The following is a 24,432-nucleotide window of genomic DNA, read 5'->3' as shown; positions in this document are numbered from 1 at the left end:
ATCGCGCTGACATCAGGTGTTCTGCTCAAAAAAGCTGCTGGAGCACCGTACCCCGTGTCGATCTACGTCGCATTACACCACGTTACGCACTACAAATACGACCGCCCGATCGATCTCGGCCCGCAGACCATTCGTCTGCGGCCGGCGCCGCACACGCGCACGCCGGTCCTGAGCTATTCGCTCAAGGTCACGCCATCCAATCATTTCGTGAACTGGCAGCAGGATCCGCAGGGAAACTGGCTCGCGCGCTACGTCTTTCCCGAGAAGACCACCGAGCTGAAGATCGAGGTCGATTTCACGGCGCAGATGACCACGGTCAATCCGTTCGACTTCTTCGTCGAGCCCTATGCCGACAGCTTTCCGTTCGACTATCCGCAGGACCTCAAGACGGAGCTCGCGCCTTATCTCGAGACCGTCAAGCCGGATCGCCTGTTCGCGAAATATCTCGACACGATCCCGCACGAAGCCCCGAACACCGTCAACTTCCTGGTCGATCTCAACCGGGAGCTGCAACAAAGGATCGGCTACGTCATCCGCATGGAGCCGGGCGTACAGACGCCGGAGGAGACGCTCACCTCCGCGGCCGGCTCGTGCCGCGATTCCGCATGGCTCCTGATCCAGACCTTCCGTCATCTCGGGCTCGCCGCCCGTTTCGTCTCCGGCTATCTGATCCAGATCCGTCCCGACATCGATCCGATCGAGGGACCGCCTGAGGTCGAGAACGACTTCACCGATCTGCACGCCTGGGCCGAGGTCTATCTGCCGGGCGCAGGCTGGATCGGTTTCGACGCGACCTCGGGCATGCTCGCGGGCGAGGGGCACATCCCGGTTGCCGCCACGCCACACTACCGCTCGGCGGCGCCGATCTCGGGCGGCGCCGGTTTTGCGGAAGTCGAATTCGACTTCGACATGAGCGTCAAGCGCATCCGCGAGGCGCCGCGCATCACAAAACCGTTCTCGGACGAATCCTGGACACGGCTCAACGACCTCGGCGAGCAGGTTGACGGCGATCTTGCGGCGCAGGACGTGCGTCTGACCATGGGCGGCGAGCCGACCTTCGTCTCCGTCGATGATCTCGAAGGGGCCGAGTGGAATACGGACGCCGTCGGTCCGACCAAGCGCGGGCTCGCCGATGATCTGATCCGCCGCCTGCGCTCGCGTTTCGGGCCGGGTGGCCTGCTGCACTTCGGTCAGGGCAAATGGTATCCCGGCGAGAGCCTGCCGCGCTGGGCGTTCGGCCTGTACTGGCGCAAGGACGGCGTGCCGATCTGGAAGAATGCCGACCTCATCGCCAGCATCGAAAATCCGCGGCCGGCGCAGGCCAAGGACGCCAAGGCGTTCGTGGAAGGCGCGGCGTTGCGGCTCGGGCTCGATCCCGGCTACATCATGCCGGCCTATGAGGACACCGCGTACTGGCTTCAGAAGGAAGCCGAGCTTCCCGTCAACGTCGATCCGTCCGACTCCAAATTGTCCGATCCGGAGGCCCGCGCGCGCATGGCACGGGTGTTCGAGCACGGGCTCAACAATCCTCGCGGCTTCGTGCTGCCGGTGCAGCGCTGGAATGCGCCGCCACGCTGGCGCAGCGAGCGCTGGAAACTCAGGCGCAATCATCTTTTCCTGATGCCGGGCGATTCGCCGCTCGGCCTGCGCTTGCCGCTCGACTCGCTCGGCTACGTCCCGCCCGATCAATATCCCTACATCGTCGAGCGGGATCCGATGGAGGCCCGCGGCAAACTGCCGGTGTTCAGCCTCCCGGCGCGTCCGGACGCGCCGGAGCGAGTCGAGCCCGAGCAGCTCAACACCTCCGTCCCGGTTCGCACCGCGATGTCGATCGAGGTCCGCGACGGCGTGCTCTGCGCCTTCATGCCGCCGGTCGAGCAGATCGAGGATTATCTCGAGATGATCGCGGCGCTCGAAGCGACGGCCGAGGAGATGCAGCTCCAGGTCCATGTCGAAGGTTATCCGCCGCCGTTCGATCCGCGCGTCGACGTCATCAAGGTGACGCCTGATCCCGGCGTGATCGAGGTCAACGTCCAGCCGGCAAAGAACTGGCGCGAGGCGGTCGACATCACCGCCGGCCTCTATGAGGATGCCGCCAAGACACGCCTCGGCGCCAACCGCTTCCTGGTCGACGGCCGCCACACCGGCACCGGCGGCGGCAATCACGTCGTGGTCGGTGGCTCCAGCCCGCAGGACTCGCCGTTTCTGCGGCGGCCTGATCTGCTCAAAAGCCTTGTGCTGTACTGGCAGCGGCATCCGTCGCTGTCCTATTTCTTCTCCGGCCTGTTCATCGGGCCGACCAGCCAGGCGCCGCGCATCGACGAGGCCCGTCACGACAGCATCTACGAGCTCGAGGTCGCGCTCACGCACGTGCCGCCGCCGGGTTACCAGGCGCCGCTATGGCTGGTGGACCGGCTGTTCCGGCATCTGCTCGTCGACATCACCGGCAACACCCACCGTGCCGAGATCTGCATCGACAAGCTCTATTCGCCCGACGGGACCACCGGCCGGCTCGGCCTCGTCGAATTCCGCGCGCTCGAAATGCCGCCCGATCCGCGCATGTCGCTGGCGCAGCAGCTCCTGATCCGCGCGCTGATCGCAAAATTCTGGCGCGAGCCGCAAGCCGGAAAATTCGTGCGCTGGGGCACGGCGCTGCATGACCGCTACATGCTGCCGCATTTCATCTGGGAAGATTTCCTGGACGTGCTCTCCGAGCTCAAGCAGTCCGGCTATCCGTTCGAAGCGGAATGGTATCTGGCCCAGCTCGAATTCCGCTTCCCCGCCTTCGGCCGCGTCCATCATGGCGGTGTGACGCTGGAGTTGCGCCAGGCGCTGGAGCCCTGGCACGTGCTGGGGGAGGAGGGCTCGGCGGGCGGCACCGTGCGCTATGTCGACAGCTCGGTCGAGCGGCTCCAGGTCAAGGCGGAGGGGTTCGTCGAAGGTCGCCACATCGTGACCTGCAACGGCCGCCGCCTGCCGATGACCTCGACCGGACGCTCGGGCGAGGCCGTGGCCGGCGTCCGCTTCAAGGCCTGGCAGCCAGCCTCGGGTCTGCACCCGACCATTCCGGTCCACGCGCCCTTGACGTTCGACCTGATCGACACCTGGAACGGTCGCTCGCTCGGGGGCTTCGTCTACCACGTTGCCCATCCGGGCGGACGCAGCTACGACACCAAGCCCGTCAACACCTATGAGGCCGAGGCGCGGCGGCTGGCGCGCTTCCAAGACCACGGCCATACGCCGGGGCCGATGCAGCCGCCGCCCGAGGAACGCACAAATGAGTTTCCGCTGACCCTCGACTTGCGGACCCCGCTCCTGCAATGAGTATGATGCCGGGGCAGGGAGAGGCGCATGGGCGAGGGCGCAGCCGAAGAGGACGACAAGGCGGGTAAGGCGCAAAGTCAGCGCGAAGGCCAGCGCCGCCTCGCGCAATGGGTCCGCGACTATCGCCGCCTGCCGGGCATCCCCGACGAGTTCCTGGGGCCGGACGGCGCCCCCCGCGCGGTCTGGAGCCGCTTTTTCGACGCCTTCGGCGCGCTCGCGCCCGACGAGGTCGAGCGCCGGTTCGGCATGGCCGACCGTCATTTGCGCGAGGCCGGCGTCACCTATCGCGCGCCCGGCGACAGCGCCGACCGTCCCTGGTCGATCAGCCATCTGCCGCTGCTGATCGACGAGGCCGACTGGAAGCAGCTGTCCGCCGGCATCACCCAGCGCGCCGAGCTGCTCGAGCGCGTGCTGGCCGACATCTATGGCGAGGGCCGGCTGGTTGCGGAAGGCGCGCTGCCGGCGGCCGCGATCGCCGGCAGTCCCGAATATCTCCGGCCCGTCTGCGGCGTGCCGCCGCCGGGCGGGCGCTATCTCTCGCTCTATGCCGCCGATGTCGGCCGCGGGCCCGACGGCCGCTGGTGGGTGCTCGGCGACCGCACGCAGGCTCCCTCGGGCGCGGGCTATGCGCTGGAGAACCGCCTGGTGCTGTCGCGCGCCTTCTCCGATCTCTACAAGTCGATGAACGTGCCGCGCGTCGCGCCGTTCTTCGAGGCGTTTCGCGACAGCCTGCGTGCGCGCGCCGACCGCGACGAGCCGCGCATCGGCGTGCTGACGCCGGGCGCCTTCAGCGAGACTTTTTTCGAGCACGCGACGCTCGCGCGCTATCTCGGCTTCCTGCTGGTCGAGGGCGACGATCTCGCCGTCAGCGACAACCATATCCACATCCGCACCGTCGCGGGCCTCAAGCGCCTCGACGTGCTCTTGCGCCGGGTCGATTCCAATTCGCTCGATCCGCTCGAGCTCGAAGCCTCGTCGCGGTTGGGGGTGCCCGGCCTGATCGACGTGCTGCGCAAGGACGGCGTCGTCGTCGCCAACATGCCGGGCTCCGGCGTCCTCGAAGCGCGCGCGCTGCTCGGCTTCCTGCCGGCGCTCAGCCGCCGCCTGCTCGGCGAAGAGCTGAAGATGCCGCACATCGCGACCTGGTGGTGCGGCCAGCGCTCGGCGCGCGACGAGGTGCTGTCGCGGCTCGACGAGGTCGCGATCGAGGGTGCCTATCGGCGTGGCGTGCCCGGCTTCGACAGCAACGGTCCGGTGCTCGCGAGCGAGCTCGACGCCGGCGGACGCAAGCGCCTGGTCGACGCCATCGCCGCGCGCGGCATGGACTATGTCGGCCAGGAGGTGGTGCGGCTCTCGACGATGCCGGTGTGGGAGCAGGGCCAGATCACGCCGCGTCCCTTCGTGCTGCGGGTGTTCGCGGCTGCGACGCCCGACGGCTGGGCCATCATGCCCGGCGGCTTCTGCCGGATCGCCGAGCAGCCGGATGCGCGCGCGGTGTCGATGGGCGACGGCGCGCGCTCCGCAGACGTCTGGGTGGTCTCGGGCAAACAGGTGCCGACCGCGACGCTGCTGCCTGCGACCGACAAGGTGCGCATCCGCCGCATCGCAGGGGTGCTGCCGAGCCGTGCCGCCGACAATCTGTTCTGGCTCGGCCGCTATCTCGAACGCGCCGAGGCGACGCTGCGGCTGGTGCGGGCGCTCGGCTCGCCGAGCGGGCCCAACAAGGGCACCGCGGCCTCGCTGCAATCGGCCGAACGCATCCAGCGCCTGCTGGTGGCCTGGGGCGCGATCTCGCAAACCTCGCGCGCGGCGCCCGGCCGCATCGTCGCGGAAGCGCTGCAGAGTCCGGAGCGTTTCGGCTCGGCGCTGTCGCTGGTCCGCGCGGCGCAGCGCACGGCGACCTCCTTGCGCGAGCGGCTGTCGCCCGATGCCTGGCAGGTCATCACCGAGATGGCCGAGCGGCTGGCCTGGGAGGTCGAGGACGACGACAGCGTGCTGAGCGCGGCCGAGCTGACCTTGCAGGAGCTGGCGAGCTTTGCAGGCCTGGCGCACGAGAACATGAACCGCGCAGCCGGCTGGCGCTTCCTCGACATCGGCCGCCGCACCGAGCGCGCCATCAACACCACGCGCTTTGCCCGCCAGTTTGCCTATGACGAGGCCGGCGACGAGGATCTCGACATCCTGCTCACGCTGGTGGATTGCCAGATCACCTATCGCTCGCGCTATCTGCTGGCGCCGATCCTGGCGCCGGTGCGCGACCTCGCCGTGCTCGACCCCTACAATCCGCGTTCGGTGGCGTTCCAGGTGGCGACGCTGAACGAGCACATCGCGGCGCTGCCGAGCCTGAAGGAGCACGGTCTGATCGAGAAGCCGCAACGGGTCGCGGTCGCGATGCAGGCGATGCTCGCCACCGCGGAAGCCGAGAAGCTCGAGGTCAAGACGCTGTTTTCGCTGGAGCAGGATCTGCTCAGCCTCGCCGAGGCGGTCGGGCAGCACTACTTCCCGCACGGCCCCAATGCCAGCCGGCCGGAAAAGCTGACGGGGCTGGCGTGATCTACGACATCCGGCACGTCACCACCTACGAATACGAGAGCGCGGTCAGCTTCGCACGCTGCACGCTGCGGCTGGAGCCGCGGAGCGGAGGCGGCCAGGAGCTGATCTCGCACAGCGTCGAGATCCGTCCGCGGCCCGCCGAGCGCCATGTTCGCCGCGATTTCTTCGGCACGCTGACCGAGAGCATCGTGATCGAGGCCGCGCATCGCAATTTGCGGATCGACTCGCGCTCGCGCGTCTCGGTCTCGCGCCGGCCGCCGGCGCGTGATGCCGTCAGCCCGCCCTGGGAAAGCATTCGCGACATCGCGTTTGAAGCAACCAGCCTGGGGCCGTCCTCGCCGGTCGGCTATGTCTTCGCGAGTCCGCTGGTGCCCGTGCTGGGTCCGGTCAGCGCCTATGCGGCGGCGAGCTTTGCGCCTGACACCGGCATCCTCGCCGGTGCGGTCGATCTCATGCATCGCATCCGCGACCAGTTTCGCTACGACCCCAAGGCCACCGTGATCTCGACGCCGCTCGACGAGGTCTTCGCCAAGCGCCACGGCGTCTGTCAGGATTTTGCCCATGTGATGATCGCAGGGCTTCGCGGCCTCGGCCTGCCTGCGGCCTATGTCAGCGGATATTTGCGCACCATTCCGCCGGCGGGCCAGCCGCGCCTGCAGGGCGCCGACGCCACCCATGCCTGGGTGTCGCTGTGGTGCGGAGCGGAGCTTGGCTGGGTCGATTTCGATCCGACCAACGACCTTATGGTCGCTGGCGACCATATCGTGCTGGCGGTCGGCCGCGACTTTTCCGACGTCTCGCCGGTCGACGGCATCATCGTCGGCTCGCCGAAGCAGAAGCTCGACGTCGCCGTGGACGTGCTGCTGGTGGAGTGACCGTAGTTTCACGGTCCAGGGCGCACGAGACGATGCAGGCGCATGCGTCCGGCTGCGGTCCGTTCCGGTGATCTCTCATCGAAGTCCGACGAAGCGGATTTGATTTGTGTCCGGCGGCCGCAACCCTGCCCGGTCCGCCCGGGCGGTGTATCGCGCGGTCACCTCAACCGCGATGCCGCAGCACGCAACTGCAACATAATTCCGTATTTTTGTTCCGGGGTTTGGTCACCCGGCCCAAGATGGGCTATGCTGATGCCTGCGTCGAGGACAACAATGAGACGTCGGGAGTTGGCATGGGACACCACCGACAGACGGGGCTGCATCCATGATGACGTTACCGAGACTGGCGGCGGAAACCCTGGAGAAGATGCTGGGCTCGTTCATGCGTCGCCGGTACGACGAGTCCTCTGCCAGGGTGCTGGAGGGGTCGACGCGCACCGCGATGGAATGCATCGGCAACAGCGACGCGTTGTACCACAACATCGAGCATACGATGTTGGTGACTCTGGCCGCTCAGGCCATCCTCACGGGACGTAATCTCCATGCCCATCTTGCGGCGGAGGACTACCTCCATATCCTGATCGCCTGCCTTGCGCACGACATCGGCTATGTCCGCGGCCTGTTTCCGGAGGATGACGAAGACGGTTTCATCATCGACGAGGCGGGGACCAAGGTGTCGCTGCCGCGGGGCGCGTCGGATGCCAGCCTGATGATGTATCACGTTGATCGCTCGAAACTTTTTGTGCGGCGGCGGCTGCCGCCGATCCGTGGTATCGACAGCGAGCGCGTCGCCCGCGCCATCGAGGGCACGCGCTTCCCTGCGCGCGAGGGGCAGGACTACGACGACGAAGCCTCGATCCTGCGCGCCGCCGATTTCATCGGCCAGCTCGGCGATCCCAACTATCTGCGCAAGGCCAATGCGCTCTACTACGAGTTCGAGGAGGTCGGCATCAACCGGCAGCTCGGCTACGACTCGCCCGCCGACATCGTGAACCGCTATCCGCAATTCTACTGGAATAGCGTCGCACCGCACATCCAGACCGAGATCGGCTATCTCAACAAGACCGAGATCGGCCGGCAATGGATCGCCAATCTCTACAGCAACGTTTTCCGTGCCGAGCGCGACATCACGCTGTCCGGGCCGCAGAAATAAGTCGGGTGCTCGTAGCCCGTGTTTCGCTTCGCCCCATCCCGGATCGCCGGCGAACGAACGGCCTGTCACACCTCCCGGCCGTGCAGTTTCCAGAGTTCGTAAACACTTTCCCAGTCGGGAGTCTCGTCGCAGGCATAGCCGAAAACCCGCCCGGTTCCGAGTTTCCGGGAGTTCTTCATGGCCTGGAGATGCGCGCCGCTTGAAACGAAGCGGCGCATGCTGGCCGGATCCGCCCATGCCGTCAGGGTGAGATAGATACCCCCTGACACTCTGCCTGCGGTGAGCAGATTGCCGGGCGCGCGCCGGGCCTGCACGAAGGACCACGTCGTTCTCCACCAGAACATCGGCAGCTGCACGACGCCTTTCGGGCGAAAGCCGGTCATGGAGACGTAGACCATATCGATCCCCGCGATTCATTCGATTGCAGGCAAAACGAAAATCGCGAGGGGATGGATCACCGCCATCGTTGCCTTTATGCTGGCGCGGTCAACCAGGTGCGCGGCATGCGAGAAAAATCAGTTAGCACCGACGTCCTCGACATCGCCTATCGCGAATACGGCGCACCGGAGGGCTGGCCCTGCATCATGGCTCACGGCTTTCCCTACGATGCGAACGCCTATGCCGAGACCGCGCCGATGATTGCGCAAGCCGGCGCGCGGGTGCTGGTGCCCTGGCTGCGCGGCTACGGGCCGACACGGTTTCGTTCCGCGCAGACGTTGCGCTCCGGCGAGCAGGCGGCGCTCGGTGCCGATCTCCTCGCTTTCATGGATGCGCTTCACATCGCGCGCGCGGTCGTCGGCGGTTATGACTGGGGCGGGCGCGCGGCCTGCGTGGTCTCGGCGCTGTATCCGGAGCGGGTGATCGCCCTCGTCTCCGGCAATTCCTACAACATCCAGAACATCGCCCGATCGATGGAGCCGGCCTCGCCGCCGGAAGAGGCGGCGCTCTGGTATCAATATCTCTTCCACAATGAGCGCGGCCGCCGCGCGCTGGAGCGCAACCGGCGCGGCTTCGCGCGCCAGCTCTGGGCGATGTGGTCGCCGACATGGGCATTCGACGACGCGACGTTCGAGACAAGTGCAATGTCGTTCGACAATCCTGATTTCGTCGATGTCGTGATCCACTCCTACCGCCACCGCTACGCGCTGGTCGCGGGCGATCCGGCCTATGCGGCGATCGAGGCGAAGCTCGCCGCGCAGCCGCCGATCCGCGTTCCGACCATCGCGATCGACGGCGACAGCGACGGCGTCAATCCCGGCACCGCCCACCATGCGCGCAAGTTCGAAGGCTTTTTCGAGCGGCGCGTGTTCACGGGCGCGGGCCACAATCTGCCGCAGGAGCGGCCGGCCGAATGGGCGCAGGCCGTGCTTGATGGACGGAAGGCTGCGGCCGAACCATCCTGATTTTCGCCGATCGTGGGAACTTTTCGCTGACAACGCCGTCCGAATCCTGAGCTGAGCGTGAGCTGCGAGGGAGATGACCATGAGCCAGGACAGCAAGCCGAGCAGGCCCGACCTGACCAAAGGTGTGCCGCTGACCGGATTCAAGGACGGCAAGCTGCTTGGCCATGTCGGCGACGAGGATGTGCTGCTGGTGCAGGCGGGCAGCGAGATCTTTGCGATCGAGCCCGCCTGCAGCCATTACCACGGCCCGCTCGCCGAAGGCCTGGTGGTGGGCGAAACCATCCGCTGCCCCTGGCATCACGCCTGCTTCTCCCTGCGCACCGGCGAGGCCACCCGCCCGCCGGCGCTGAGCGCGCTGGCGGTCTGGGAGGTGACGCGGGATCGGGACAGGATTTTGGTCCAGCGCAAGCGCGAGATGCCGAAACCCTCGGCGCCTCACCGCACGGCGCCGACGCCGGAAAGATTCGTCATCGTCGGCGGCGGTGCGGCGGGCTTCGCGGCGGCCGTGACGCTCCGGCGCGAGGGCTTTGCCGGCGCCATCACCATGCTGAGCAATGAAGGTGCGATGCCGGTCGACCGGCCGAACCTCTCCAAGGACTATCTCGCCGGCAACGCGCCGGAAGACTGGCTGCCGTTGCGAAGCGAGGATGACTATCGGGATGCCGGCATCGACCTCGTGCTCAACACCAACGTTTCAGCCGTCGATCCGAACGCACGCAGCGTGACGGTGGGCAACGGCGACAGATTGCCGTTCGACCGGCTGTTGCTGGCGACCGGCGCCGAGCCGGTCAAATTGCAAATTCCGGGTGCCGACCAGCCGCACGTCCACACCTTGCGGTCCGTCGCCGACAGCCGTGCCATCATCAGCGCGGCGGGCAGCGCGAAGCGCGCGCTGGTGATCGGCGCCAGCTTCATCGGCCTCGAAGTCGCGGCCTCCTTGCGGGCCCGCAAGCTCGAGGTGCACGTGGTCGCTCCCGACGAGCGGCCGATGCAGCGCATTCTCGGCTCCGACATGGGCGACTTCATTCGCGCCCTCCACGAGGAGAACGGCGTCAATTTCCATCTCAGGGACACGGTGGAGAAGCTCGACGGCACGCGCGCGACGCTGAAGAGCGGCGCCGTGATCGAGGCCGAACTCGTCGTGGTCGGCATCGGCGTCAAGCCGCGCCTTGCACTGGCCGAGCAGGCCGGGATTGCGACCGATCGCGGCGTGTGCGTGAATGAATATCTCGAAACCAGCGTGTCGGGCATCTTCGCCGCCGGCGACATCGCGCGCTGGCCCGATCCGCATTCCGGGCAGAACATCCGTGTCGAGCACTGGGTGGTGGCGGAGCGGCAAGGCCAGTCCGCGGCACGCAACATGCTCGGCAAGCGCGAGCGCTTCGACGCCGTGCCGTTCTTCTGGTCGCAGCATTACGACGTGCCGATCAACTATGTCGGCCACGCCGAGAGCTTTGACGACATCGCGGTCGACGGCAGCATTGCCGGCAAGGACTGCCTGCTGAAGTACCGCAAGGGTGGACGCGTGCTGGCGGTCGCGTCGATCTATCGCGATCTCGACAATCTCAAGGCCGAGCTCGACATGGAGCGGTCGCGCGCCTGAGGCGCCGCATTCGACCTTGATTTGCGTCAATGTTGCTGCAGGCGGGGGCTGCTCTGCTGGCTGTTGTCCCGGCGCGGCCCGTGCTATCGTGGGCGGGCGGGCTTCGCATGCAGGAGTGGCCGCCATGACGAGTGCTTCGGATACGTCCCATCATTCCAGCCTGGGCTCTGGCATCGCGGCGCTGCATGCCAAATGGGGCTGGATCGTCGCTCTCGGCGTCGTCTATCTCATCGCGGGTTTCGTCGCGCTCGGCAGCGTGGTGATGGCAACGGTGGCGAGTGTGATCGTGGTCGGCGCGATGATGATCGTCGCCGGCATCGCCGAGATCATCGGCGCGTTCCAGATGAAGAGCTGGGGCAAATTCGTGATCTGGGCGTTGCTCGGCGTGCTCTATGTCGTCGCAGGCTTTCTGACCTTCGAAAATCCGCTGTTCGCGGCAGTGTTGCTGACGCTGTTCCTGGGTGCCTCGCTGCTCGCCTCGGGCGCCGTGAGATTGTTTCTCGCTTTCAGCATGAAGCGCGAAAGCCCGTGGGTGTGGGTGGCGCTGTCGGGTGCGATCACCCTGCTGCTCGGCCTGTTGATCATGGCGCGCTGGCCGGTCAACAGCGTCTACATTCTCGGCCTGTTTCTCGGCATCGACCTGATCATGGCGGGTGCGGGCTGGGTCAGCCTGGGCTTCAGCCTGAAGCGGCGCCACTGACCAGCAACTCGACGCAAGACCATTTTGCGGAACTCCGCTGATCTGACGCGCTGACAAAAGCAGCACGCCGCGTGTCTGCCGCGCGGACGATCATCACCGGGGAGACGCCATTGGTGGTCCTGCTCAAGCAGTGCAAGGACAAAATCTGACGCGCGGGAACATCATGGCGCAGGCCGCCAATCTGAAGAGTGTGCCGCTGTCGCTGCTGATGCCCGGCATCACGCTCAACACCACCCCGCAGGATTTCCGCCCGATCAAGGACGGCTATATGCTGCAGTTCGACGGCAACGACTGGATCGTGGCAAGCGAGCTGTTGGGCGGGACGTGATGGTGCGGCCGGCTGTTGCGGTTGATGACGGCGCATCCTTCGAGACGCCCGCTTTCGCGGGCTCCTCAGGATGAGTGCGGAATGCGCAGCGGCAGGCTCAACAGGCGCGCATGCCGCTTAGCCTCACCCTGAGGAGACCGCGGAGCGGGCGTCTCGAAGGGCGAGGCGTGCGCTCCAACTACCACGGAAAGCAAAGCACGTTCACCCTCGGCGAACAGGAGAGCAAAATGGACTTTCAACACTCCGCGCGTTCGCTGGAGCTGCAGGAACGCGTCCGCCAGTTCATGCGCACGCATGTCGAGCCGGTCGAGGAGCTCTATTACGAGCAGGTGAAGCCTGAAGCGTCTCGTTACAAGACGCCGCCATTGCTACAGGACCTGAAACGCCTGGCGCGCGAGCAGGGGCTCTGGAACCTGTTTCTCTCCGGCGAGCACGGTCCCGGGCTGACCAACCTCGAATATGCGCCGGTGAAGGAGATCATGGGCCGCATCCTCTGGGCGCCCGAGGTGTTCAACTGCTCGGCGCCCGACGTCGGCAACATGGAGGTGCTCGCAAATTACGGCACCAAGGCGCAGCAGGAGCGCTGGCTGAAGCCATTGCTGGAGGGCCGCATCCGCTCCGGCTTCTCGATGACGGAGCCGCAGGTCGCTTCCAGCGATGCCACCAACATCCAGTGCGAGATCAGGCGCGACGGCGCCGACTACGTCATCAATGGGCGCAAATGGTTCACGTCAGGCGCGATGAACGAGGATTGCGAGATCCTGATCGTGATGGGCAAGACCGCGCCCGACGATCCCGACCGCCATCGCCAGCAATCCATGATCCTGGTGCCGAAGGCGACGCCCGGCGTGCGCATCGTCCGCGACATGCTCACCTACGGCTATGACGACGCGCCGGCCGGACACCCCGAGATCGTCTACGACAACGTCCGCGTGCCCGCGGAGAACATCCTGCTCGGCGAGGGCCGCGGCTTCGAGATCGCGCAAGGCCGGCTCGGCCCCGGCCGCATCCACCATTGCATGCGGCTGATCGGCTGCGCCCAGCGCGCGCTGGAATTGATGTGCCGGCGGTCGGTCTCCCGTGTCGCCTTCGGCAAGCCGCTCGCCGAGCAGGGCTCGGTGCGCGAGGACATCGCAAACTCCTTCTGCGAGATCGCGCAGGCGCGGCTCTTGACGCTGCAGGCCGCCGACAGAATGGACCGCGAAGGCAACAAGGCCGCGCGCGACCTGATCGCCGCCGCCAAGATCGTGGTACCCGGCATGGCCGCCCGCGTCATCGACCGCGCCATCCAGATCCACGGCGCCGCCGGCGTCTCGCAGGATACGTTCCTTGCCCGCGCCTACGTCTATGCCCGCTTCATCCGCATCGGCGATGGCCCGGATCAGGTGCATCTCGCCGCCGTCGGCAAGGAGCTGATCAAGCGCGGCGGGGTGATGGCGGGGTAGTGCTGCCAAGGGAAGAGGCCCGGTTGGGGTCTTCAGTCAGATTTGCTGCCAAACTTCGCAACTCTGCGGGCGTGTTCCCACAGCTCGACCTGACTGAAGTCCGTCAGCTGCTCAGCGCGTCTCTTGGCCGCGTCATCGTCGACGCAATCAAGATCGACAGCTTTAATATGGTGACCGTCCGGAGAGATAAGGTAGGCTTTATAGTTTGACATAACCAATGCTCCTTGATGAGGCGGGAGCATGCAGCACTCTCTGTCACCGATAATAGCCAATAACGGACGGTGATGAGGTCAATGTGCTCCGGCTTTATGTTCAGAACGCGACCGAGCCCGATCGCGGCGCGGCCTCTGGGAGGTTCCCAAGGACGAGCGGAAGATTACCTTCGAAATACTGTCCAGGAATATTCACCCCGCCGATCTCGAGAGGGGTCAGGACGGCCATTGACAAGGCCGTGCAAAAATTGGTGCTCGCATCTGGTCAAAAGGTAGCGTGGTATGCTTTGGTGGACCGGGTTATTTGGTGCGTCTCTGCCGACGTTGTTGCGCTCGGCACATCAGCGAGCAGGTCAACAATGTACAGTTTCGTCCCGAGCAGCCGGACTTCCGGCGCGCGGTCCATCGCGGCAATTTTCGCCTCCATCCTGGCGATCCTGATCATCTGTAGCGGCCGATCCGCGCTCGCGGCAGTCGAGCCCTTTCCCGCGGATTTCAGAATCGAGCGCATTTCTGTCAACGGCGTCACCCTGCATGTCCGCGTTGGCGGACGTGGACCGGCGGTCGTACTCCTGCACGGCTTCGCAGACACAGGCGATATGTGGGCCCCGCTTGCCAAGGCCCTTTACAAGGACCACACCGTGATCGTTCCAGACCTGCGCGGTATGGGGCTGTCGTCCCAGGCCGCAGGCGGTTACGACAAGAAAAACCAGGGCGTCGACATCGCCATGGTCATGGACAAGCTCAATGTCCAGAAGGCCGATCTGGTGACTCACGACATCGGCAACATGGTGGGCTATGCGCTCGCGGCGCAGTTTTCCGATCGCATCACCAAATGGGTCGTCATCGACGCACCGCTGCCCGGCATCGGGCCCTGGGACGAAATCCTGAAAAGCCCCATGCTATGGCATTTCAATTTCCGCGGCCCTGACGTCGATCGCCTGGTCAAGGGCCGCGAGCGCATCTATCTCGACCGGTTCTACAACGAGCTGTCGGCCGATCCCAAGGCCATCGACGAAGCGACTCGCAACCATTATGCGAAACTGTACGCCCGGCCCGGCAACATGCATTACGCCTTCGAGCAGTTCGCCGCATTCGGGAAGGACGCCACCGACAACAAGGTTTTTGCCGGTACCAAGCTGAATATGCCGATCCTTGCCCTTGGCGCCGAAAAGTCCTTTGGCAGTCAGCAAGCGGCGATCATGCGCGAGGTCGGCACCAAGGTCGACGGCGGCATCATCACCGGCTCCGGACATTGGATCATGGAAGAGCAGCCGGCGCAGACCGTGAGCAAGGTGCGCGCTTTCCTCGACGGGAAATGACCGGCAAGCGCTTCATCCGCATCGGTGACGCTGATCCGAAGCGGTCAAGGCTGCCGAGACTTGGCAGCGTCCCGCAGATCGAGAATCAGCTTTGCAAGGTCACGATCTTCCGGCTCGAGGATCGCAAGCCGCTCTGCGTAGCCGATCGCCGCCGTTCTGTCTCCGGCCATCCGACTGAATGAGACGAGGGCTTGAAGGATCTCGCGATTGTTCGGATGGTCGCGCAACGCTTCCCTCAAGACCGTCATGGCGTCGTCTGGCCGGCCGCCGGAATGCAGGGCGATGGCATAGACATAGGCATAGCGCGGCAGGTCCGGCTCGAGTTCCGTCGCTCGACGCAATTCAACGAGCGCGTCCTGCGCACGCCTCAACCTCGTGAGGGCCAGCCCGAGTGCATGATGAAGAGCTGCATCGCGTGGCGAAGCCGCAATCGCGTTACGAAGGGTGGCTTCGCCTTTGTCATCCCGGCTGGTTTGCCGATAGAGGTCGGCCAGGTTTGTTGCTGCCGCCGCATTTGTCGGGCTGAGCCTGATGGCGGCCTGGTATTCGGTTTCGGCCGCCTGCATCAGTCTACGCTGTGCCAGGAAATTCCCGAGCGAGATGTGCGCCTCGGGCCGCTCGGCATTGGCATGCTGGGCAGCGATGAACTCGGCCGCCGCTTGATCAAAAGACGCGCGGTCCTGTGGAGGCTGGCTTGCGGTTGGCAGGGCGGCCAGCAGCGAAGCAGCCCTGATGCGAACGCCGCGGACGGGGTCGGATAACAGCCGGGATGCGAACGGCCAGGCCTGATCGGCGGGCACGCTCTCCAGCATGTCGAGCGCGCCGATCCGCACCATCGGATCGGGATCGGCGAGGGCGATGCGGGCTGTTGCGATATTGGCGGGAGTCACGCGCGAGGCAAGTTCGCCGAGCGCGCTGGCGCGCGCCACCGCCGGCGCTTGGCGATCCGACGCAAGACCGGAAAGAAGCGCGGCGGCATCGGCTCGATCGGTGCGGGCGGCATCAAACGCCGGCCCATAGGTCTGAAAACCCTTTCGGGCAGGCCCGAACCATTCCTCGATCACCTTGGCCGCCCATTGGGACGGTTTGTCGCGGTGACAGTCGTTGCAAGCGTTCGGCGTTGCCAGTGCGGCGGAAAGGTCAGGCCTCGGAACTCGAAAGGTGTGGTCATGCCTGGTGTCGACCACCATGTAGGTTCGCTGCTGCATATGGCACGACATGCAAGTCGGCGCCGGATCGACACCTGCATGGTGGCGATGCTGCACATCGGCATACTTGTCCCCTGCGTGGCATTGCAGGCAAACGCCCTCGCCCGGGCTGCGCAGTCTTGCGCTATGCGGCTCGTGGCAGTCGCTACAGGTAACGCCGGCCGCAAACATCTTGCCCTGCTTGAACGGCGTATAGTTATATGGCTCCTCGACATCGCGGATCTGACCGTCGGCGTAATAGGTGTGACGCGCCAGCGCTTCGACCGCATGGGTCTGCGACAACGACTGTCCGGGTATCCAGTCTTCATGGAATGCCTCCCGCCGCGCGTGGCAGAGGCCGCAGGTCTCGACTTCCTTGCGCAACGTTGCCGGTGCCGCGGAGCGTTGGGCATTTCCCCTCCTTGGATCGACCGGCCAAGTGACGCCCCGGCGTTCGTCAAAACGCACCAGCAAGCCCTTGCTGTCGTCTTCGCGGCGGCCAAAGGGCCACCAGCTCTGCTGCTCGCGCGCCCAGGCGGTGTGGCGCGAGCCTTGCCCATGACAGCCCTCGCATCCGACACTGATTTCCGCCCAACGCGTCGCGAAGCGATCGGCCTCGGCATCGTAGTTCTTGCGCAGGCCGGTCGAGTGGCATTCCGCGCACATGAAATTCCAGTTCTGGTTCAGTTTCGTCCAATGAAGGATATCGTCGTGCCTGATCTCTTCATTGGGTGAGAGATGAAACCAGCGCTGGCCGCCCCTCTCTGCCGGCCGGCTGTCCCACGCGAGCGACAACGCCTGAACGCGGCCGTCGGGAAATTCCACAAGGTATTGTTGCAGCGGATCGACGCCGAATGTGTACTTCACCTCGAACACGGCAAGCTTGCCGTCGGCGCCATCGGTCTCGACCAAGAACCTGCCGTCCTTGCGGAAGAAGCGGGACCTTACGCCATAATAGTCGAAGCCCGCGTCGTCGAAATTCCCGAGCACGGTCTTGTCGGTGGCGTGCTGCATCGCCGCCTTGTGCTGCGAGGAATTCCACAGCTTTGCTTCGGCTTGGTGGCAGCCAGCGCAAGTCTCGCTGCCGACGAAGCTTACCGCGGACGAGGGCCGCGCCGTCGGCGCCGACGGGCTGCGATTGAGGAGCTGAAAGGCGAGACCAAAGGCAAAGACGGCGATCCCCATGATCGAGGCCATCGCCCAGAGCCGACGCTTCGACAGCGATGCGGCTTCCACATTGCGGTTGGCGGGCTCCCGTGCGGACATAACTTGGGGAATGCCGTCCGCGGAATCCCTCCGTGGCATGGCCTTGCTGCCGGATTTCCGTCGCTTGCGTGCCAACGGATCGCCCCTCAGCGCTGAAATCGCCCAACCACAATCGAGCGAGCCTCGATCGGGCGATTTGCGCATCATCGGCTCGACTTCCATCAAGTCAAGTGCAGCCGCCAGTAGGAGCGGTGATGGGGACCTATTTGTTGCGGTTCTTGCTCGCGCCTCTCAGCTTGGGCGCGGTCGAAGACGATTTTGCCCAATCGGCCATCTGTATGCAGGTGAGCAGGTCGACGTAACCGTCGCTCCCACCCGCAGTCGCCTCGCCTTCGCATCTGTTCTTGAGTTCGGCCGAATTCGAGAACCAGATGGTGCCGAGTTGCTGCTGAGCGGCGCTCTCGTCGCGCAGGCAATCATCGAAGCTCTGGGAAAGTTTCAGCCCCATCGCCTTGCCGGTTGCCACCGTCGCCTTGCATGTCGCTTCGACATCGAGCTGGGGCACGCGATAGCCGATGGGGATCACCAGTTGACTTCCAAGCATTGCCATCGATGGCAGCGCGATCTTCATTGGGAAGCTCCCCGTGAACGGCTTCTCGTGGAATTCAACTGCTGATCTTCAGCGCAGTCTGACGTTGGGAGATCGAGGCCTCCCGCCGGAGTACGTTGACATGGATCAACGCGAGACCTGCTCGATGCCGAGAGGCTGGCGGTTTCCAGTGCGTACCATCCCACCGGGAGTTCGCCATGAAAGCAATTTGCAGCGCACTCGCGGGTGCATGTCTGATCGCCCTGAATTTTGGCACGGCATCGGCTCAGCAGGTTACCGGCACCCCCGGTTCGGCCGGCGCCACCACCACGATCGACGGCAAGCAGCTCCCGCCGCCAGATCCGAAATTCGGTGGCGTGATCAAGGAGAAAGCCTCGGAGTCGAAGCCCTGGTGGGCCCCACGCGTGGTGCCGCCGGAGGGCGCACCGAACGTGCTGTTGATCATGACGGACGACCAGGGTTTCGGTGCGCCGGGCACGTTCGGCGGCGTTATCCCGACGCCTGCCATGGATCGCATCGCAAAAGCCGGTTTGCGCTTCACGAATTTTCACTCGACTGCACTCTGCTCACCGACGCGGGCGGCACTCATCACGGGACGCAACCATCATTCGGTAGGCTTCGGAGTGGTCGGCGAAATCGCGACGGGATTCCCGGGGTACGACTCGATCATCCCAATCGAGAAAGGCACGGTCGGTACGGTCCTGAAGGCGAACGGGTACGCGACCTCATGGTTCGGCAAGAACCACAACACGCCTTCTTACCAGTCGAGCCAGGCCGGACCATTCACTCAATGGCCCAACGGCATGGGGTTCGATTATTTCTACGGCTTTGTCGGCGGTGACGCCAGCCAGTGGCAGCCGAACCTGTTCCGCAACACGACGGCCATCTATCCGTTCGAGGGTAACCCCAAGTGGAATCTCGAGACGGCGATGGCGGACGACGCGATCCAGTACATGAAGCAGCTCAAGGAGATCGCACCGGACAAGCCGTTCTTCGTTTACTACGTCCCGGGGGCAACCCACGCGCCCCATCATCCAACGCCCGAGTGGATCAAGAAGATCAGCGACATGCACCTGTTCGACGACGGATGGAACAAAGTGCGTGAGACCATCTTCGCCAACCAGAAGCGATTGGGCATCATGCCCGAGAACGCCGATCTGACGCCATGGCCGAAAGAGCTGCCGGAGTGGGATACCCTCAGCCTCGAAGAGAAGAAGCTCTTCATCAAGCAAGCTGATGTTTACGGCGCTTACCTCGCCTACGCCGACCATGAGATCGGACGGGTTATCCAGGCCGTCGAAGACCTCGGCGAGCTCGACAACACCTTGATTATCTATATCGGCGGCGACAACGGCGCGAGCGCCGAAGGTATGCTCAACGGCACACCGAACGAGTTCACGACATTCAATGGCATTCCCGTGCCGGTCAAGGATCAGTTCCTCTGGTATCCGTTCTGGGGATCGGAACGGACATTCCCGCACTTTGCGGCACCGTGGGCCTGGGCGCTGGACACGCCATTCAAGTGGGTCAAGCAGGTGCCATCGCACTTCGGCGGCACATCGCAGGGCATGGTCATGTCCTGGCCCGGCCACATCAACGATTTGGGCGGCATCCGCCGCCAGTTCCATCACGTGATTGACATCGTGCCGACCATCCTTGAGGCAACCGGCATTCCGCAACCCGACACGATCAACGGCATCAAGCAGATCCCGATCGAGGGGGGCAGCATGACGTACACGTGGGACAAGGCAAACGCCAACGCGCCGACCAGGCACACGACGCAATATTTCGAAATGCTCGGCAATCGGGCGATCTACCAGGACGGATGGGTGGCGGCGACGACGCCGGCGACGCTCCCCTGGGAGCTCAGCTCGGCCACGCCGCCGGATGTGATCAGCGGCTACAGCTGGGAGCTCTACAACATCGACCAGGACCCGACCCAGTCCAGCGACCTGGCGGCCAAAATGCCGGACAAGCTCAAGCAGATGCAGGCTCTCTTCTATTCGGAGGCCGCCAAATATAACGTGCTGCCGCTCGACAACTCGTCGCTCGCCCGTTGGAATACGGCGCGACCGAGCCTCACGGCGGGACGGACGCTGTTCACCTATTCGGGCGAACTGAGTGGCGTGCCCGCAAGTGCGGCTCCGAGCATCCTGGGCAAGTCCTACACCATCACCGCCGAGGTGACGATTCCCGACGGCGGTGCCGAGGGCATGATCGTCACGGAAGGCGGGCGCTTTGGCGGTTACGGCCTGTTTCTGAGCAAGGGCGACTTTGGTATCGACCGCGGCAAGGTGGTGTTCCTCTACAACCTGCTCGACCTCAAGCGCACGATCTGGGAAGGCCCGGAGCTGGCAGCCGGCAAGCACACCATCGTCTTCGATTTCAAATCCGACGGTCCGGGTTTGGGAAAAGGCGGGACAGGTGCCCTCTCTGTGGACGGAAAGGAAGTGGCCAGGAATTCGATGGAGCACACCATCCCTGTCACCTTCCCGGAGGACGAAACCTTTGACGTCGGCCTGGACACGCGCACCGGCGTCGCAATGGTCGAGTATCGCTACGAGCCTCCGTTCAAGTTCACCGGAAAGATCGACAAGCTGACCTTCAAGCTCGAACCCTTCACACCGGAGCAGGAGGCGAAGGCAGCAGCGGCCGACCAACCAGTAGGGTCCGCCCCATCGGTGGGGAAGGCGAAATGACGTGGAGGGCCGTCGGCGGCTCTCCGCCGGCACCGTCCACGACCTGGAATGACCAATTGGCCGTCTTGATCGATAGGAGACTTCGATGACCACGAAGGACGACCCCGGCGCATTGCTGTGTCGGCCTTGCGTTGGTGCGCTCGCATTCGGCGCAAGCGCCTTTCTGCCGAGCCCGCTCGGCCAATTCAATCTCACGATTGATGTAACCGTTGGGAAGGGAGTGCGCTGACGAGTGCGTTGCAGGTTGCCCTGAGGTAAAATGTGATGAAGTGGGTTACCACAGCCGTCGCAGTTGAAATCGCCGCTACGGGGTTGATCCTGCTGATCGGACCGGGGCTGTTCGGGCGGCTGATTTTCGGAACCGAATTGTCCGAGCCAGGCCAGGCGCTCGGCAGACTCACGGGCATTGCACTGCTGGGCTTTGCGTTGACGTCCTGGCCGCCCCCCTCCGCGCGACCCGTCGCGAAAGCCATGCTCACCTACAATCTGCTCGCGACCGTCTATCTTGGCTGTATCGGCCTGGCGGGACAGTTGGTCGGTGCGCTGCTCTGGCCCGCTGTTGCTCTGCACTTCCTCTTCACGGGTCTGCTGGCTGCAGAGCGGATCACGGGCGGAGGAGCCTGACGATTGGCGAGCGGAGCCGGTACACGACGCTCCGACCGCGACGCATGATCCATATCAATGTGAGGGGCGCGATTGAGCATAGCGTCGGAACCAAACAAGGGAGGGAAATGAGATGAAAATGTCGATCGCAATGTCGGCGCTTCTCGTCGCTGGCTTCGTTGCCATGAGCACTGAAAAAGCGGCCGCGATAGTTTACTGCCAGTATGTCGAATATCCCGTCGGATGCGTCGCCCGGGCCGGCGTCGTCCTGCGGCCCCGGCCAGTGGCACGCGCCGTCGCAACGCCCGGCGTCGGCGTCGCCGGAACGCCGATGAATCGAGGCGGCCCGGTCAATCGCGTTGGCAGGCGCTAACTGAATTCTTTTCATCGATATTCGCCACACAGAGCAGAAGAAGCCAATGACGATTATCCTGGCGCTCTAGTTCTCGTGGTGTCGCTTCGCTGACATTGTTTTCAACTTTGGAAGGGGGGGCCAAATGGCGAAGTTCGAGTCGGAAATTGAAGACGTGACCAGTGATGTTGGTCAATCGCGTGCCGCCCGCGACGGCGGCGGATGCAGCTTTTTTTGGCGCGGAATGAGTCGCACGTTTTCTCAAGGTTGCCGATCGCAGCAACGCCAGGGAGTGTCTCCATGAAAGCGCATTTGTCCGCCTTGATCGTCTCAGGCGCCGCGTTGCTGGTTTCGGTTTCTGCGCCCGCTCAGCAGGTCAATGGCGTCCTCGGTTCTCCCAGCGCCAGCTCCACCATCATTGGAAAGCAACTCCCGCCGCCCGACCCGAAATTCGGCGGCGTCATCAAGGATGATTCACTGCAGTCGAAGCCGTGGTGGGCCCCGCGGGTCGTGCCGCCGAAGGGTGCGCCCAACGTATTGCTCATCATTACCGATGACGCTGGCTTCGGCGTCCCCAGCACTTTCGGCGGCGTGATCCCGACCCCGACGATGGATCGTCTTGCGAGCGAGGGCTTGCGCTATAACCGGACCTTCTCCACCGCGCTGTGCTCGCCGACGCGGGCAGCCTTGATCACCGGGCGCAATCATCATTCCGCGGGCTTCGGCGTCATTTCGGAGCAATCGACAGGCTACCCCGGCTACAACAGCATTCTCGAGAAGGACAAGGCCACGATCGGCCGTATCCTGCTCGACAACGGCTACGCGACGTCGTGGTTCGGCAAGGACCACAATGTGCCGGCCTTCGCGGCCAGCCAGGCCGGGCCCTTCGACAAGTGGCCAAACGGCATGGGATTCGAATACTTCTATGGCTTCATCGGTGGCGACGCCAATCAATGGCAGCCGAACCTGTTCCGCAACACGACCCAGATTTATCCGTTCGAGGGCAAGGAGGCGGGAAGCTGGAATCTGGTGACGGCGATGGCCGACGATGCCATCGACTACATGACGCGAATGCACCAGATCCAGCCGGACAAGCCCATCTTCATCAAGTATGCGCCCGGTGCCACGCACGCGCCGCATCACCCGACGAAGGAGTGGGTCGACAAGATCAGCAAGTTGAAGCTGTTCGACGAAGGCTGGAACAAGGTGCGCGAGCGCATCTTCGACAACCAGAAGCGGCTCGGCGTGATTCCAATGGACACCAAGCTGGCGCCATGGCCGAAGGATGTCCTGAAGGAATGGGACCAGCTGAGCGCAGATGAAAAGAAGCTGTTCATTCGACAGGCTGAAATCTTCGCCGCCTACGCTGCCTATAGCGACCATGAGATCGGGCGCGTCATCAAGGGCTTCGACGATCTCGGCAGGCTCGATAACACGCTGATCATCTATATCAACGGCGACAACGGCACCAGTGCCGAGGGTGGCCCGATGGGCACACCGAACGAGGTCGCCTTCTTCAACGGTCTCAGCGAGTTGCCGATCGACGTGCAGATGAAGTTCTACGATGTCTGGGGCACCGACCTGACCTACAACCACATGTCCGCCGGCTGGTCCTGGGCGTTCGATGCACCGTTCCGCTGGTTCAAGCAGAACGCCTCGGCGCTCGGCGGCATCAACCAGAACATGGTGGTGTCGTGGCCGGCGCGGATCAAGGACAAGGGCGGCCTGCGCGAGCAGTTCGTTCACGTCATCGATGTCGTGCCCACCATATTGGAAGCCGCGGGCATCAGTGCCCCTGACGTCGTCGACGGCATCAAGCAGAAGCCGATCGAGGGTATCAGCTTCGCCTACACTTTCGACGCCAAGAACGCCAAGGTGCCGACGCGGCACAAGACGCAGTATTTCGAAATGATGGGTCAGTGGGCGCTGTACGACGACGGCTGGTTCTTGAGCACCAAGGTCAACCGCGCGCCCTGGGAAGCATTCGGTCCCGCCAACACCGATCCCCTGAACAATCAGAAGCTTGAACTCTTCAACCTGAACCAGGATTTCAGCCAGACCGACGATCTTGCGGCGAAGAACCCGGAGAAGGTCAAGGAGATGAAGCAGAAGTTCATCGCCGAGGCCAGGAAGTACCAGGTGTTCCCGATGGATGCCTCTGTGGCGGCTCGAGTCATTGCGCCGCGGCCCAATATCACCGCCGGACGCAGCGAGTTCGTCTACAAGCGACCGATGGTGGGTCTGCCACAGGGCGATTCGCCGCTGCTTCTGAACACGTCCTACACGATCACTGCCGATATCGAGGTGCCCGATGGCGGCGCCGAGGGCATGATCCTCACGTCAGGTGGACGGTTCGCTGGCTACGGCTTCTACCTGCTGAAGGGCAAGCCTGTATTCCTTTGGAATATGGTCGATCTGGAACGCATTAAGTGGGAAGGCGCGGACGCGCTATCGCCGGGTCGGCACACCGTCGAATTCGACTTCAAGTATGAGGGAATCGGGGTTGGTACGCTTCAGTACAACAACTTCAGCGGCCTCGGCCAACCCGGCACCGGTACCCTGAAGGTGGACGGCAAGGAGGTCGCGACCAAGCGAATGCCGAAGACGCTGCCCATGATCCTGCAATGGGACGAAAGCTTCGACATCGGCTCCGACACCCTGACCGGCGTCAACGACGCCGACTACACGCCGCCGTTTACGCTCACCGCCAAGCTCAACAAGCTGACGGTCAAGGTGGATCGGCCGCAACTGTCGCCCGCCGACGTCAAGAAGCTGGAGGCGGCGATGAACGCGAAGATAAAGGCCGATTGATTGCGGCCTCGGTGCAAGACTTCAGGGCTGAAGAAACAGTCCGAGT

At 64.1% G+C, this 24,432-nt stretch carries 18 protein-coding genes and 1 pseudogene; 15 read left to right on the top strand and 4 right to left on the bottom strand.

The window, feature by feature from the left end; genetic code table 11:
• Positions 1–54: 54 nt before the first annotated feature.
• From NR187_RS10230 to NR187_RS10215, 4 genes are all read left to right on the top strand, one after another.
• Positions 55–3,324: a transglutaminase family protein gene (locus NR187_RS10230; protein ID WP_211382827.1), complete on the top strand. Its 3,270-nt coding sequence runs from the start codon at positions 55–57 to the stop codon at positions 3,322–3,324.
• A gap of 27 nt (positions 3,325–3,351) precedes the next feature.
• Positions 3,352–5,877 carry a circularly permuted type 2 ATP-grasp protein gene (locus tag NR187_RS10225; protein ID WP_211382828.1) on the top strand — a complete coding sequence of 842 codons (2,526 nt, stop codon included), beginning with the start codon at positions 3,352–3,354 and terminating at the stop codon, positions 5,875–5,877.
• Entirely contained in the window at positions 5,874–6,752 is an 879-nt protein-coding gene (locus NR187_RS10220; protein WP_211382829.1) for a transglutaminase family protein, read from the top strand. Before NR187_RS10225 ends, NR187_RS10220 begins: the two co-directional genes overlap by 4 nt.
• A 325-nt stretch (positions 6,753–7,077) precedes the next feature.
• A complete protein-coding gene (locus NR187_RS10215) occupies positions 7,078–7,905 on the top strand; it encodes an HD domain-containing protein (protein WP_211382830.1) in 828 nt (275 codons plus the stop codon).
• A 65-nt stretch (positions 7,906–7,970) separates the two neighbouring features.
• Here the strand turns inward: NR187_RS10215 and NR187_RS10210 are convergent, their stop codons facing one another.
• Positions 7,971–8,303, bottom strand: coding sequence for a hypothetical protein (locus NR187_RS10210; RefSeq protein ID WP_256806386.1), 333 nt, complete (start codon positions 8,301–8,303; stop codon positions 7,971–7,973).
• A 105-nt stretch (positions 8,304–8,408) separates the two neighbouring features.
• Between NR187_RS10210 and NR187_RS10205 the strand changes: the two genes are divergently transcribed.
• The 5 genes and pseudogenes from NR187_RS10205 to NR187_RS10185 all read left to right on the top strand — a co-directional run bounded on the left by NR187_RS10205 (position 8,409) and on the right by NR187_RS10185 (position 13,384).
• Complete coding sequence (locus NR187_RS10205; RefSeq protein WP_256806385.1) at positions 8,409–9,308, top strand: alpha/beta fold hydrolase; 900 nt, start codon at positions 8,409–8,411, stop codon at positions 9,306–9,308.
• 79 nt (positions 9,309–9,387) lie between these two features.
• Positions 9,388–10,911, top strand: coding sequence for an FAD-dependent oxidoreductase (locus NR187_RS10200; protein WP_256806384.1), 1,524 nt, complete (start codon positions 9,388–9,390; stop codon positions 10,909–10,911).
• A 124-nt stretch (positions 10,912–11,035) separates the two neighbouring features.
• Positions 11,036–11,611 (top strand): HdeD family acid-resistance protein, encoded by a 576-nt coding sequence (locus NR187_RS10195; protein ID WP_256806383.1) that lies wholly within the window; start codon positions 11,036–11,038, stop codon positions 11,609–11,611.
• Between the two features lie 110 nt (positions 11,612–11,721).
• Positions 11,722–11,939 (top strand): annotated as a pseudogene (locus NR187_RS10190) (branched-chain amino acid ABC transporter substrate-binding protein); the annotation flags it as partial.
• 227 nt (positions 11,940–12,166) lie between these two features.
• A complete protein-coding gene (locus tag NR187_RS10185) occupies positions 12,167–13,384 on the top strand; it encodes an acyl-CoA dehydrogenase family protein (protein WP_256806382.1) in 1,218 nt (405 codons plus the stop codon).
• A gap of 32 nt (positions 13,385–13,416) precedes the next feature.
• On the opposite strand, the gene NR187_RS10180 is transcribed toward NR187_RS10185, so the two are convergent.
• Positions 13,417–13,596 carry a hypothetical protein gene (locus NR187_RS10180; protein WP_211382835.1) on the bottom strand — a complete coding sequence of 60 codons (180 nt, stop codon included), beginning with the start codon at positions 13,594–13,596 and terminating at the stop codon, positions 13,417–13,419.
• Positions 13,597–13,955: 359 nt separating this feature from the next.
• Here NR187_RS10180 and NR187_RS10175 point away from each other — a divergent pair, with 359 nt between their 5' ends.
• Complete coding sequence (locus NR187_RS10175; RefSeq protein ID WP_256806579.1) at positions 13,956–14,918, top strand: alpha/beta fold hydrolase; 963 nt, start codon at positions 13,956–13,958, stop codon at positions 14,916–14,918.
• A 44-nt stretch (positions 14,919–14,962) separates the two neighbouring features.
• Here NR187_RS10175 and NR187_RS10170 read toward each other — a convergent pair whose 3' ends face one another.
• Both NR187_RS10170 and NR187_RS10165 read right to left on the bottom strand, forming a co-directional pair.
• Positions 14,963–17,533: a tetratricopeptide repeat protein gene (locus NR187_RS10170; RefSeq protein WP_256806381.1), complete on the bottom strand. Its 2,571-nt coding sequence runs from the start codon at positions 17,531–17,533 to the stop codon at positions 14,963–14,965.
• Between the two features lie 40 nt (positions 17,534–17,573).
• On the bottom strand, positions 17,574–17,942 hold the full coding sequence (locus NR187_RS10165) for a hypothetical protein (RefSeq protein WP_256806380.1): 369 nt from the start codon (positions 17,940–17,942) through the stop codon (positions 17,574–17,576).
• A 176-nt stretch (positions 17,943–18,118) separates the two neighbouring features.
• On the opposite strand from NR187_RS10165, the gene NR187_RS10160 reads away from it, so the two are divergent.
• The 5 genes from NR187_RS10160 to NR187_RS10140 all read left to right on the top strand — a co-directional run bounded on the left by NR187_RS10160 (position 18,119) and on the right by NR187_RS10140 (position 24,386).
• Entirely contained in the window at positions 18,119–20,620 is a 2,502-nt protein-coding gene (locus tag NR187_RS10160) for an arylsulfatase (protein WP_256806379.1), read from the top strand.
• An 85-nt stretch (positions 20,621–20,705) separates the two neighbouring features.
• The gene (locus NR187_RS10155) at positions 20,706–20,849 is read left to right on the top strand and encodes a hypothetical protein (protein WP_211382838.1); all 144 of its coding nucleotides are present in this window, start codon (positions 20,706–20,708) and stop codon (positions 20,847–20,849) included.
• Positions 20,850–20,884: 35 nt separating this feature from the next.
• Positions 20,885–21,244, top strand: a complete 360-nt coding sequence (locus NR187_RS10150) for a hypothetical protein (RefSeq protein WP_256806378.1) — start codon at positions 20,885–20,887, stop codon at positions 21,242–21,244.
• A gap of 112 nt (positions 21,245–21,356) precedes the next feature.
• Complete coding sequence (locus tag NR187_RS10145) at positions 21,357–21,596, top strand: hypothetical protein (protein WP_256806377.1); 240 nt, start codon at positions 21,357–21,359, stop codon at positions 21,594–21,596.
• A gap of 279 nt (positions 21,597–21,875) precedes the next feature.
• Positions 21,876–24,386 carry an arylsulfatase gene (locus NR187_RS10140; protein WP_211382840.1) on the top strand — a complete coding sequence of 837 codons (2,511 nt, stop codon included), beginning with the start codon at positions 21,876–21,878 and terminating at the stop codon, positions 24,384–24,386.
• The last annotated feature ends 46 nt before the right edge of the window (positions 24,387–24,432 follow it).

The sequence above is a fragment of the Bradyrhizobium sp. Bra64 genome (assembly GCF_024519875.1).
In the GTDB taxonomy this organism is placed as follows: Bacteria; Pseudomonadota; Alphaproteobacteria; order Rhizobiales; family Xanthobacteraceae; genus Bradyrhizobium; species Bradyrhizobium japonicum_G.
This window is presented reverse-complemented; position numbering and strand designations above follow the sequence as displayed.

Coding starts and splice junctions, on each gene's coding strand:
- NR187_RS10150 (WP_256806378.1), top strand. CDS start 20,885: ATGAAGTGGGTTACCACAGCCGTCGCAGTTGAAATCGCCGCTACGGGG.
- NR187_RS10210 (WP_256806386.1), bottom strand. CDS start 8,303: ATGGTCTACGTCTCCATGACCGGCTTTCGCCCGAAAGGCGTCGTGCAG.
- NR187_RS10195 (WP_256806383.1), top strand. CDS start 11,036: ATGACGAGTGCTTCGGATACGTCCCATCATTCCAGCCTGGGCTCTGGC.
- NR187_RS10160 (WP_256806379.1), top strand. CDS start 18,119: ATGAAAGCAATTTGCAGCGCACTCGCGGGTGCATGTCTGATCGCCCTG.
- NR187_RS10225 (WP_211382828.1), top strand. CDS start 3,352: ATGGGCGAGGGCGCAGCCGAAGAGGACGACAAGGCGGGTAAGGCGCAA.
- NR187_RS10205 (WP_256806385.1), top strand. CDS start 8,409: ATGCGAGAAAAATCAGTTAGCACCGACGTCCTCGACATCGCCTATCGC.
- NR187_RS10180 (WP_211382835.1), bottom strand. CDS start 13,596: ATGTCAAACTATAAAGCCTACCTTATCTCTCCGGACGGTCACCATATT.
- NR187_RS10200 (WP_256806384.1), top strand. CDS start 9,388: ATGAGCCAGGACAGCAAGCCGAGCAGGCCCGACCTGACCAAAGGTGTG.
- NR187_RS10140 (WP_211382840.1), top strand. CDS start 21,876: ATGAAAGCGCATTTGTCCGCCTTGATCGTCTCAGGCGCCGCGTTGCTG.
- NR187_RS10170 (WP_256806381.1), bottom strand. CDS start 17,533: ATGGAAGTCGAGCCGATGATGCGCAAATCGCCCGATCGAGGCTCGCTC.
- NR187_RS10185 (WP_256806382.1), top strand. CDS start 12,167: ATGGACTTTCAACACTCCGCGCGTTCGCTGGAGCTGCAGGAACGCGTC.
- NR187_RS10215 (WP_211382830.1), top strand. CDS start 7,078: ATGATGACGTTACCGAGACTGGCGGCGGAAACCCTGGAGAAGATGCTG.
- NR187_RS10145 (WP_256806377.1), top strand. CDS start 21,357: ATGAAAATGTCGATCGCAATGTCGGCGCTTCTCGTCGCTGGCTTCGTT.
- NR187_RS10165 (WP_256806380.1), bottom strand. CDS start 17,942: ATGAAGATCGCGCTGCCATCGATGGCAATGCTTGGAAGTCAACTGGTG.
- NR187_RS10155 (WP_211382838.1), top strand. CDS start 20,706: ATGACCACGAAGGACGACCCCGGCGCATTGCTGTGTCGGCCTTGCGTT.
- NR187_RS10175 (WP_256806579.1), top strand. CDS start 13,956: ATGTACAGTTTCGTCCCGAGCAGCCGGACTTCCGGCGCGCGGTCCATC.